This is a genomic window from Yersinia rochesterensis, assembly GCF_003600645.1.
In the GTDB taxonomy this organism is placed as follows: Bacteria; Pseudomonadota; Gammaproteobacteria; order Enterobacterales; family Enterobacteriaceae; genus Yersinia; species Yersinia rochesterensis.
The window spans coordinates 3,536,988-3,549,018 of sequence record NZ_CP032482.1; the positions used below are offsets into that span (position 1 = coordinate 3,536,988).

Consider the following 12,031-nt stretch of genomic DNA (forward strand, 5'->3'; position numbering starts at 1 on the left):
TTACTTATCCTTCAAGGGTAAAAGAATCATCCCATGATTATTCAGTTCAATCTGACGAGCCTTATCGGGGTCGAGGTCGTCACGGTTCAACACCACCCGCCAGGTGTTGTTAGCGATATCAGGTGCCAGAAACATACCCGCGACTGCCACATACTGCGCTTTTTCGTCCAGCGGCATATCGATGGACACCGCAGCACCCGGACGAATACGGATATCTTTTTCAGCCAGCAGATCGGCTTTGATGGCCTGGCTGTCCTCGGCAAATAATGAGGGATAATCGGTACCGTCAAACGTTTTGCGGTCTTGTAGCTGATAGATGCGCACCACCGTGGCCAGTGGGGCACCGGTCGCGTTGTTGTTTACCGCATCCCGCGCCTGTATATCCAGATGCAGGGTTTTCACCTGCTTATAAAAAATGGATTTTGTCACCGCGACGGTGCCGTCACTCACTTTCTGAGTCAGTCCACATCCGCTCAGAGTGGATACCATGACCAGCATCAGTAATGCAAAACGTGTTTTACCAGCGGTAATCGCCATATTCATCGGTGTCCCTTCGGTGAAGATTTTCCTGAACACGCTGATAGCGGCCCAGATTAATTGTGATCATTTCAGTGTCGGTGGGTGTGGTTGACGCGACGCGCTGTGTCCGCATTACGGCGGTTCTGCCTAACAGAATCCCGGTGCTTTTCGGCTGGCAAGAGAGCTGTGCGTCAGGCAGTAGCGCGCGTAACACCGTCAGTTGTAAACGCACATGCAGCCGCGACCCCAGATACACATGCAACAACGCCATCAAATCCGTGTGTAACTGCCCGCCGGGCAACCACTCTCGGGCTTCATCGGGGTTATCGGTTTTCAATTGCAGTAATACCTGACTGTTAACATCCACCGCGTGACTGCCCATTACCGGGCTGTTACTCATGCTGATGGGGTGACGTGCGCTCAGGGCCAGTGGATTGCGCAAGGGGATACGGCAGCGGTCATGCGCTATCACGTGGGCATCGGTTTCCGGTGCCAGCAACTGAACTAACGCAATAATGCCTTCACTGGTGCGCGTGGGCAGGCGCATCATGCCAGTCAGTGCCAGAAAACGAGACACCGGCGTGGCGATATTCTGTGCACATCCCTCAATACCCAGACCACAGAGGCTCAGCAGATACCGAGAGGTTTTATCGGTGCCGCCGGGCGAAAAGCTGGCCGGATAAGAGTACTTCCGCCAGACGCGGTAGTACTGCGTGATCAATCGGTGATTGAAAATGTCCAGAAAGTCGCTGACTGCCTCATGCCCTTCCCGGCGCTGGGTAATATCGTCGATATACGCAGTAGGCAGTGGCGACTCCACGCCATACAGTCCCATAAAGGTGGTGCGGATGGTCGGTGGGAGGTGTGCATGCGCGGGTATTTCCACCCGTTTAAATTCACTGGCCGGAAACCCCATGCCCGGATGGGGGCGAAAACGCACCGGATCGTGCCTAACCTGCCAGTGACTACCCAATGGCGGGGCATCCGGCTGGCTTTGCTCCAGTAACTGACAGAAGCGATAAAACTGGGTATACGGCAGTTTATCCCACAGTTGTTCGATTAGCCGGGCAGGCGCTGATTGTGATTCTCTTTCCATCGGATACATTTCCCGGCAGGCTGAACGATAAGGGTGAGCTGATTGAACAAATGGATGTCAGCGTAAAGGGCAAAGAAACGGTTGAGCATCTCGCCAAACAGATGAATGTCGCCTTCGCCGGTAAAGCCGTTGCCATCCAGTGTCACTTCAATGTCGATACCCCGTAACAGAAAGCCCTTTTCAAACCGCTGCGTCTGGTGGTGCTGCACCTGTTGAATGGCATCAAGACGGCGATTATTCAGTTCATCCCCCTGCCAGTTGTACAGCTCCAGCGTCCCGCGTAGCACCTGTGCGCTGCTCATCAGGTTGAGGTAACTTGAGCCCAGATGGCTCAGTACCCGCCACTGAAAGTGGTCTTCCGCCGGGGGATAAGAGGGTAACGTAGGCTTGCAGAGATTGCGTACTTTCAGCGGCGTCTGTAACACTGCTTCGCAGCGGTCCAACAACGTGCTCTGTAACGCTTTGCGCGGGAGCTGACCATTGGTACCGGTAATTTTCAGCGACACCGCCTCGCGGGTAAACAATCGGTCCGCTTCCCATTGCTGGCCGCCGAGGATCAACCAGGTATCATGCAGCCCGGTCACCCCTCGTTTTACGCGGGTATGGTAATAGCGTTCCGGCGCATGACGTCGCTGCATTCCGCCGCGATGGCGAAAACTGGTAAAAGGAACATAGGTGGCATCGGATGTCCGTTGCGAACCGGTCACAGCGTCGACGGAGTAAATTTCGGTATGCCCATCCTGCAAGCGGCGCGGGCGCAGCATATACTCACTTTCCAGCCCATTGATGGTTAACGGGTCAGCTTCCAGCGAGAACAGGTTAATCACCGGTACACAATGCAGGTTAAGCGCGTCATCCCTGACCGGCAGATCACTTTGCCACTGACAATCAAACACCACTTCGATATCAAACCAGGCAATACCCGCCGGCAGCGTCACGGTTTCCAGCCCGTTCAGATGCACGAACATAAACTTCTCGCGGAAAGTGAAATACTCCAGTAATAGCTGATAACCGCTGAAGGCGCTGTCGCCTTTGGGCCACAGCAGGTCTTGGTCTGCAAAGCCACCGGGCGAAAACCAACCATCCAGTTTTATCCGATCAACCTGATTGGGCAGACGCAAATAGAGCGCGGCCTGCCGCCGGGTGAGGGCCAGATGTAACGCACTGCTGACCGCCGCCTCTCCCGCCAGATAAAAACACAAGCGACGTAAGTCCACCTGCGACCAGTCAGCTTGTGGGCTGCAGGCCAGTCGCAGGCGCAGCACCGAACGGCCGTCTGGTTCGGTCGCCATCACCACGGTTGAGACGGCGAGCGGGTTGAGTACCATATCGCGGGTAGTGCGGTACTGGCAAACGGTATTCTTCGGCCCAATGGGGCGGGAATAGATTTCCATGCCTTCGGGCACGATTTCAGCCATTTTCATCGCCGGAACATCCGGGGTCAGCGCCACCACCGACAGCGAGGGAATGGTGCGTAGATAGTGCGGCCACAACATGCTCACCAGCCCTTCGGTGAACTCCGGCAGGTCGTCATCAATTTTTTCGCGCAATCGCCCCATGGAGAAGGCAAAGCCTTCAAACAGGCGTTCGACGTAAGGGTCAGGCGTACCGGGTTTATCCAGATCTAACATCGCTGCCCGGTCAGGGTGAGTTTGGGCAAACTCTTTAGCTGCATCGCGCAGATAGCGCATTTCGGCGTCGTAATAACGCAGGGTAAGGTCTTTCATGGTTTTCTTTTTATCAGGATAGGGTTATCGATTAACCACACAGCACCGCAGCCCGTGCCGGGTCGAGGGCCACTAATCCGGCGAGCAGGTTTTCCATCTCGCCATGCAGCCGTGATTTGTCCGACTCGGTTCGGCTGGCTTTCATGCGCAGCAATTTCAGGCGACGGGCTTTCACTTCAAACAGTAATTCCGGCTCCCATTGGGTGAGCGTCATCAAGGTCGCGTTCCCCTCCAGCTCACCCAGCAAATGCAATGCCATGTCGTTTTTTCCGTACTGCTCGGCGACCCGCGCCATCAGCAGGCGGATTAGCCACTGATGGCGAGAGGTGCGGGTACCCGGACGGTTTTGCAGCCAGTTCAGTGCCGCTTCCACGCCTTCGCTGTCGGCTTGCGCCAGCGCTTCCGGCTCCAGTTGCAAAATATCGTCATCACCCGCCGTACTGGCGGAGGCTGCCGGTTCACTGCCCCAACTTTCTGCTGCCATGACGTGCTGGTTTATCCAGTGCAAGGTCACCTCATCAGCAAAAGGTGTTCCATCACTGAATGCCAGACCTTCGAGCCCGGGCAAGCGGGTCAGCAGACCATTCAAATCCTGCTGAATGATGTCAGCCCAACGCTCATGCTGCCCACCTGTTTTCAGCAGTGCCTGATGGGTATACCACTGGAGATCCAGCCACAGGTGATTAACGCCCTGAGCAAACAGGATGTCGGTTTGCTCCAGCAGTTCCAGCCAGCTTTGTTGCAGATAAAGACGTTTCAGCAGTGCGCGGTTCTCCAGCTTCGGCGGAGCCAGACGGGTACATCCGTCAGCTGCCAGTGGCGGCAGTTCATGCAGGGTGTCCAGACGAATGCTTTTCATCAGATGATGCCCCGACAGCCAGCCGTTCGGCTGGTCGCGCAAAAAAACCGCCAGCAGTTTTGCCTGATCGAGCAAATCACGCCCGGAGCTGACGGCTTTCAACGCAGGAGCATCAGGCGCAGAGTGACGAGGGAGACTGCTGTTTTGTGGGATAACGGCATCAGGGCCGCCGGACTGCATTAGCCGGTTTTCCAATGCCGCGTAAAGGGCAGCGAGCTGAGGGCGGGTGGATTCATCCCAACCACCAACACTTTCCTCGGTTAACACCAATGCACCCACAATGCGTTCAAAGTCAGCTTTTGTAACTTCGGGGTACAGTGACAGGCTATCCAGCACCCGGCTACCTGCCAACCATTCCAGTGCCAGTTTGCGGCTGTTGCCACGTTGCGGATGCAGTGCATCACCAAAGCGTTGGATCAACCCGGCCAGCAAGGCCAGACCATCCGCTAGCCCGCTTTCGCCATCGATGTGCAGCCGCGCCCAGATATAGTAGGTCGCGATGCGCACATCCTTGCTCACCCCGGTCAGCAGTTTCTCTGCCAGTGCACAGACCAAACCGGTGTCTGCGCCGGACAGTTTGTTCACCTCTTCACGCATCTGCTGGAAGTCATCGTCATAACCGGGGTCATCACCCACCAGTGAGTCCGGGGCAATGGGAACCAACCATTTTTCCCAGAGCAAGATCTGCTGCTGTACCGGTTGCGAAAGCGCCTGCGGTTCGGCATGGCAGGCGCTGAGTAAGGTGTGCAACGTAGCCATCAGTATCCCTCTTCTGTTGCGGTATCCGTTTTCTGAGCGCCACCGGTGGCATCCACGCTGAATATTTGCGTCGGTAAAACAAAATTACGCAGTTTCAGTAACGCCAGCGGACCTTCTCCGGCCTCGGTTCGTAGGGTGTAATTCAGCGGCCTGCCATCTGGCGCTTTCCAGGTAAGATTAAAGCTGCTGCTGACCCCCTGATACGGTGTGACCTGAGCCTTGTCCAGTAAACGGATCCACCCCCAGGCCCCAGAGAGATCAGCAAACTGTCGGGTACCGGCCTGCGTACTTATCCAGCTCAGGCTGGCACCAGGCGCTTCGGTATCATGGGGCCAGGTGAGACGTTTCCAGACTGGCAACTGGTTGTAATAGCTGAGCTTCTGGCTGTCGATCACCAGATCAGTTTGCATCACATCTTTAGCGGTTCCGGGGCGCAGTTCAAAGCGGATGCCCGCTTCACCATCGGCAAACACCACATCAGACAAATAACTCAACTGATCTACGGCTTTCAGGAACGCCGGGTTAAATGTCAACCCCTGAGCATTGATGCTGTCCGGTACCCAATGGCTGCCCTCTTTGTGCAGCACGCCATTCAACCGAGTTTGCAGGAAGCGGGCGATACGGCCACTGTCGCTGTTGAGATAACGTGCCAGCAGCGGAAGTGATACTTCACTGCTGGTATCTTTTAACGGATAACGCCCGCCGAAGGTACTGTTCCAGTCATCGACAATAGATGCCTGCCACTGGGCATTCAGACTCTGGGCCGCAGGGGTTAATACCTGCTGCCACGCCTGTTCCATCGGCTGGACAAATACCGTCTGGCCAAATCCACTCCACTCCTGACCGAGGCTGGCGGCAACCAGGCTGCCGTAATCACGGGTTTCGGTCAGATCAACCGCTTTGCCCTGAAATACCGTCTGCGCCAGAGTCTGAGTCATGGCCTGAGGATCGGCGGCATTCACCACCTGCTGAAGTTTAAGCCGTACTTGGGTAACACGGGTCAGGAAGGTTTGTAGGCTGAGGTGGGTATTGCCCTGTCCGCCTGCCTTGACATCCATCAGCGCCAGTACTGGACCGAAAGTGGCATCCAGCGGCCCCTGTGCCCCCGCTTGCTGATCAATGGCGGGCTGCCCATCGCGGTTTAACAGATTTTTGGCCGATTTCACCAACGAGTCAGACAACGCCTCACCGGTTTGCCCGGTTTTACCCTGTACGCTCAGGGTGTTCATTAACGCCACCAGAGGGGACTGACGCACGTCGGCCATCAGGGTGAGCTGGTCGATGGAGTCCGATAGCGTCTGTGCCTGCTGCCAGTGCAGACTGTTGAGAAAATCCAGCCAACGGGTGGAAAAGTCAGCGAAATAGCGCGCCTTCAAACGTGCCTGTAGGGCTTCGGGAGAATCCTGCTGCAACGCGGTATTTTTACTGTCACTCAGCACCCAGTCCATCTCTTCCCGACGCTCACTGGCCACTTTTTCAATCGCCGGTTTTACCGCATCATCCCAGGCTTTACGGGTGAACATGCCCGGCACGACGGCATCTGTGGTAAAGATCCGTTCAGCATCGGTATCGCCCGTCATATCAGACAGGCGCAGATCAGCATACTGATTCGCCACCTGAGCCAGCATCTTCTGATAGAGCGAAGATTCACTGTTACGCGCCCCCATCTGACGGATCAGCCGGGTACGTACCTGACTGACCCGATTTTCATCCAACTTCAGACGCCAGGCTGGATGCTGGGAAAGATTACGGGCATAAAAATCCAGCAGCGCCGGACCGCTGCCCTGCCAGAGACTGTCCGGCACACCACTGCGCTGTGGCCAGTCATGAAGCAGCGTGGTGCTAAACCATGGCGCATCCATTTTCTCCGGACGCGCCAGCATCAAATAGAGTTTTAACTGCTCATACGCGGGTTTCACCAGCGTGTCGCGCAGCGGAGAGTCAGGGGGAAGCTGCGCCATGGTGATGAGTTGTTTTTCAAGGTGACGAGCGGCGGCATCACGCAGCAGAGGGGTGGCGCTGGCCCAATAATGTGGCCAGAGTGCGGCCAGCAAAGCATCATTCTGGCTCAGACCAAACCGGCTGTACCACGGTGCGCCCTGTTGCTGGCGATACTGCAATCTGTCTAACGTGTGTTGCATATCCAGTTGCGCTTGCAGACGGGCCGGAAGAGGCTGCTGCACGTTAGCCGCCCGTTTGACCTGAGATTCACTGGCATTAATCGTGTCTCGGTTGACCAGGAATGACATCACCATGCCCACGCCCCACAACACCATGATGCCCGCCAGCACCATCGCCAGCGTTTTACGCCAGGCAAACCCCAGCTTTTTCGCGGCTAAGCCTGCGGGCAATAATGGCAGTGAATCAATCAACACATCCCAGCGGTTATCCTTGCCCCAGTGGTGCTTCACGCTGCGTTTTGCATCGACGGATGCCGGGCTGAAGATAACCCCCGCCAGCGGTGAAGGGCGATACGGGTTCAGCAGCGTCGCAAGAGGGCCCGCGACAGAATCTGGCTGACGCGCTAACTGATCGGCCAGTTGCAACAAGAATGGGTGCTGCGTGTTGCTGCTAATCTGTTGTGTACCCTGCTCAATCAGCGACGGCAACAACCCAGCAAGTTGCGTACTCAGTTCGTCCGGTTTACACCCTACCGGCAGCAAACAACCCACGGATTGCGTGATGCGATCAGCCCCGCCATCGGCATGCAATGACCAGACATACAGCGGTAGCCGCCAGCCGAGGAGTTCATAGCGTGAAGCGAACGCCTGCGCCACGCTGTCCATCATATCGGTCGTGAGTGTTGTTTTAGATTCTTTCTGACCTAGCGCAGTGCGTTGAGCCAAGGCTGAGGTCACCCAGACCACGCCATCCAGCGGCCGGCGGCGCAACTTACGCAAGGCACTCAGCCAGGCGCTATCGGCCTGCGCCCCCAGATCGCCGCCCCACAACAGCACGGTGCCACGGTCTTCCTGCCAGTATTGCGACGTCAGGCCGGGGGTGAGTTGTTCAACATCCGCCGCACTACCGGTGAGTAGCAGGATGCGTACTTTGCGGGGCCAGAAGCGGCCGTAGGTATGGTGCAGGGCTTGTTGTAATTCAGCGACCGTGACATGACGGGGCGGTGTTTGGAGCAGGCGATCTTCACTGCCCGGCAATGCACGACTCTGCTGCGCCTTCCTACGGTGGAATTTTTCCTGAACGCTGCGAGCCATCACTGGAGAATAGCGTAGGAGAACCAGCACTATGCAAATGATAGTCAACGCCAGTATCTGCTTTCCTGGAGTATCAATCCCAGCCAGTCGGCCATAGCGTATAATCAACCACCCAATGGCGGTGATCACGGCTAGCACGATACCCACTCGTCCCAGACGACCGAACAGACTACCTGATGTGTTCATCTTCGTTTCCTGATGTGACAGTACTGATAAAATGCTCTTCTCCTGAGGAGAACAGTGTTAGCAATGACTCTTTACGGAGACTGACAAGTTCTACAGCCAGCGCGGTCAAAATCCAGGGTGCCAACGGTCCCGGAACACCACACCATTTTTCCAGCATCCCTCTTTCGGCGGGTTGCCAGACGGCACCGTGCGCAGCGCCGACGGTCATCAATGGTGCGGAAAATGTTTCCCAGAACAAAGCATCGCCGAGCACACGGGCGCTGCCGCTGGCCGCAGTCTGAGTTGCCAAAAACAAGCTGATATCCTGCTCGAACGCAGTCATATCCAGAGGCATAGGTCGCAGCAGACGTGCCAAATGCGGCAGATGATATTTCTGCGCCACGTCATCACTGGTCAACAGCAATGCCGCCAGCCCATCGGAATATGTTTCATTACCCCTCAACTGCATCACCAGGATCAGATCGACCGTCAACACTGACTGTTTCAACCGTTCTTCCACATAGTTCAGGGACAAGGTATCCGTGACGGTGATGTCATTCGGAACCCTTCGCTCAGGAAATAACGTTGACCAGACCGCAGAAAAGGTTTCGACAAGGCAACCAGTGGGTAAATCAGTCACAATAGTGACACTGAGGGGGAGATCTTGCGGCAGATCCTGTAGCGTTTTCTGTACGCCACTCAAACAGTATTTAACTGGCGTGCTAGTGTCTGATATCCGCCGAGTCAGCGTGCCTCGGGAAGGAAGACTGTCACCTGTCGCCCCCAGAATAGCGTCTGCGGTTACGCCGTCCGGTAACAGAATGCCGCTTCCCAGAATAGCGAGATGACGCTCCGCCCAAACTTCCCATTGTTTCTGACCAAGATCGGCCTCTTTTTGCAGGAACGCATGTTCATCCACTTCTCGTCCCCACAGCCAGCCTCGCAGGCAGAACAGAAACAACCAGATACCCAGTGGGGTCAGTGAAATCCACCAGATATTGAATTCAGAAAGTGTCTTTACCGTTCCTGAGGCATGAAGGATAAACAACAGTACGCCCACGATCATCATCATGGCCCCTGCCAGCAGCCACCGTATCAGTGAAGGTGGCGGTGACAGTTCCGAGGTTAATGCTTTAGTTCGTTCCCAGCCCATTGATTATCCTATCGTGCTGTTTGACGCACTAGAGATCACCTGACAACCGCACTGACATTTGCAGCCATCAATAACGACGGCACGGCCTCCACAGGTTCGTTGCGGCATACCTTCAACGATCGGGTTTGTACCGTGCCCTTCAACTGGGCAGCTCACCATATCGCCTACTAATGCGGCCTTCTTGCCATTCACTGTAATTGTGGAAGAGGCGGAAATAACTGAACCGCCATGCGTTGTTTTATCACCGAGTAAAACGAGTCCTCTGGACATAATTAATTTCCAGGTAAATTAAATTTTTTAAATAGAATGGCGTTTAACTTTTATTTCATTCAGCCAGTTAAAACAAAAAAGGAATGGTATTTTGTGGATACAATATTTTTAATGGAACATACCTCATAGATGATTTCAACTTTTACCTCCGTGATATATAAGAAGCAGGCAGTCCTATGTGTGGATTTTTTAATAACTATTTCATTGAGAGCAGTTTTTCATAATCAGGTACTCTCGTACGTTCATGTCCAATTGTTCCATCAGGATAGATTATTGTCATATTTGCAGGTTCATCTTTGTTTTTTGAACTTTCAAGCTTTACAACCTGTTGAATATGTAATGTAGGTTCAATAATTATATTTTTAGTATTGTAAACTCTGTAATGTCTGCTCCACTTTTCGTTTTTCACACTCCCTCCAAACATCTCAATATAGGTTTCGTTAAATGTATGGTTGATATATATCATGGGGAAAAAATCGGTATTTATATTAAGATTACCGCGTACATCTTTCTTTAGTCCTGGCAATCCTCCTCCGCTATAAAATTCATCATCAAAAGCAAATACATAGCTTGTAGACGTTATATCTTTCCCTTTTGTCAGGGAGGTATTATTAATAAGTTGTAGATCAACTCTGACAGTACTCAGTTTCCATTCACACCTACCACCGCCATCTAGAGCAATACGAGCCTCCCAGATATCACCTCTTCCTTGCTGCGTCATCCTTTCGACTCGAGGGTTAAACCCCCGTTCTTTACGGATATGTGATTCAGTGGTGCTGTCATAATCCTCTCGCTGGCATTTATCCGAGCGGTACAGGACATCCATGGGCGTGACTTCCGTTTGCGATGGCAACTTAACGGTCACGGTCACCCACTCAGAACTGGCAGGAGGGTTGAGGGTATAATCCGGCCGACTGGCACAACCGCTCAGAGGAAGTATTAGTGCTAACAGACTAAGGCAATTAGATAATTTCAATTTCATCCTCCGTGATATATAAGAAGCGGGCAGCCCTATGTGTATATTTTTTAATAACTACTTCATTGAGAGCAATTTTTCATAATCTGGATTGACATGAGGAATCTCCTCTTTACTGCCGTCAGGGTAGGTCGCAGTAATATTTCCCGGTGGAGATGTAAGTATCCCAGCTTTAGTTCCACGCACTTTTTGAGATTTCCGGGTTTTCAGCCATCAGCCGGTATTCTTCCGGTGTCAGGTTATTCAGGGATTCATGGGGCCGCTCACTGTTATATTCATTCAGCCAACGTTCCGTAATTTCCCGTGCTTCGTTCAACGTTCTAAACAGGTAAAAATCCAGTATTTCTGTCCGGTACGTCCTGTTAAACCGTTCGATAAATGCGTTTTGCGTCGGTTTGCCCGGCTTGATAAATTCCAGCATCACGCCATGCTCTTCGGCCCATTGCGCCAGAGCCAGTGATATCAGTTCTGGCCCATTATCCATCCGCATCTTCAGCGGATATCCACGGTTTGCTACTATCCTGTCCAGCACTCGGACGACACGCTGTGCCGGGATATTTAGGTCAATTTCGATAGCCAGAGCTTCACGGTTAAAATCATCGACGACATTGAAGGTCCGAAAACGTCGGCCACATGTCAGCGCGTCGTGCATAAAATCAATCGACCAACTTTGGTTCAGGGCTTCCGGCGTTGCCAGCGGAGCCGGATTGCGCACCGGCAGGCGTTGTTTACCCTTACGACGAAAATTCAGTTTTAACAGACAGTAAATCCGGTGTACGCGCTTGTGATTCCAGACGTGCCCCTGCCTGCGAAGCACCTGAAAAAGCTTCTTAAAACCGTAGCGGGGATAGCGCTCGGCCACCTCTGTCAGCATTTGGATCACCGGTTCATCACGTCGCGTATCCGGTTGGTAACGAAACACCGTCCTGCTCAGCGATAACGTCCTGCATGCCTGGCGTACGCTCATCGTAAACTGCGCGGTCAAATAGTTGACGAGCTCACGCTTTATCGCTGGTTTTAAAGCTTTTTTTCGATGACGTCTTTCAGCGCCCGGCATTCCAGACTCAGATCGGCAAACATCTGCTTCAGACGACGATTCTCGTCTTCAAGATCTTTGATTTTTTTGATATCAGCGGCTTCCATTCCGCCATATTTCGCCTTCCAGTTGTAGTAGCTGGCTTCGGAAATAGCAGCCTCACGGCACACATCTTTGACGGTCCTACCCGCTTCGACTGATTTCAGTACGGCGATGATCTGGTGCTCGGTGAATCGGATCTTACGCATAGTGATCT

9 protein-coding genes are annotated in these 12,031 nt (G+C 53.6%); all 9 read right to left on the minus strand.

The genetic code is table 11. From position 1 onward, the window contains the following. Entirely contained in the window at nucleotides 1-537 is a 537-nt protein-coding gene (tssJ, locus tag DXZ79_RS16520) for a type VI secretion system lipoprotein TssJ (protein WP_280524505.1), read from the minus strand. After that, complete coding sequence (gene tssG / locus DXZ79_RS16525; protein WP_162928754.1) at nucleotides 518-1,624, minus strand: type VI secretion system baseplate subunit TssG; 1,107 nt, start codon at nucleotides 1,622-1,624, stop codon at nucleotides 518-520. Before tssG ends, tssJ begins: the two co-directional genes overlap by 20 nt. Further along, entirely contained in the window at nucleotides 1,579-3,342 is a 1,764-nt protein-coding gene (gene tssF, locus DXZ79_RS16530) for a type VI secretion system baseplate subunit TssF (protein WP_050115966.1), read from the minus strand. The genes tssG and tssF overlap by 46 nt, the downstream gene beginning before the upstream one ends. Before the next feature lie 31 nt (nucleotides 3,343-3,373). Beyond that, nucleotides 3,374-4,960: a type VI secretion system protein TssA gene (tssA, locus tag DXZ79_RS16535; protein WP_120011460.1), complete on the minus strand. Its 1,587-nt coding sequence runs from the start codon at nucleotides 4,958-4,960 to the stop codon at nucleotides 3,374-3,376. Next, nucleotides 4,960-8,361 carry an ImcF-related family protein gene (locus tag DXZ79_RS16540; protein ID WP_120011461.1) on the minus strand — a complete coding sequence of 1,134 codons (3,402 nt, stop codon included), beginning with the start codon at nucleotides 8,359-8,361 and terminating at the stop codon, nucleotides 4,960-4,962. Before DXZ79_RS16540 ends, tssA begins: the two co-directional genes overlap by 1 nt. After that, complete coding sequence (locus tag DXZ79_RS16545) at nucleotides 8,345-9,493, minus strand: hypothetical protein (RefSeq protein ID WP_050292317.1); 1,149 nt, start codon at nucleotides 9,491-9,493, stop codon at nucleotides 8,345-8,347. Before DXZ79_RS16545 ends, DXZ79_RS16540 begins: the two co-directional genes overlap by 17 nt. 3 nt (nucleotides 9,494-9,496) lie before the next feature. Further along, complete coding sequence (locus DXZ79_RS16550; RefSeq protein ID WP_071880039.1) at nucleotides 9,497-9,763, minus strand: PAAR domain-containing protein; 267 nt, start codon at nucleotides 9,761-9,763, stop codon at nucleotides 9,497-9,499. A 196-nt stretch (nucleotides 9,764-9,959) separates the two neighbouring features. Then, the gene (locus DXZ79_RS21020) at nucleotides 9,960-10,589 is read right to left on the minus strand and encodes a hypothetical protein (RefSeq protein ID WP_049615492.1); all 630 of its coding nucleotides are present in this window, start codon (nucleotides 10,587-10,589) and stop codon (nucleotides 9,960-9,962) included. Between the two features lie 322 nt (nucleotides 10,590-10,911). After that, a protein-coding gene (locus tag DXZ79_RS16560; protein ID WP_120011099.1) for an IS3 family transposase occupies nucleotides 10,912-12,023 on the minus strand; the annotation gives its coding sequence in 2 pieces (ribosomal slippage) (nucleotides 10,912-11,762 and nucleotides 11,762-12,023; 1,113 coding nt in all). Between the last annotated feature and the right edge of the window lie 8 nt (nucleotides 12,024-12,031).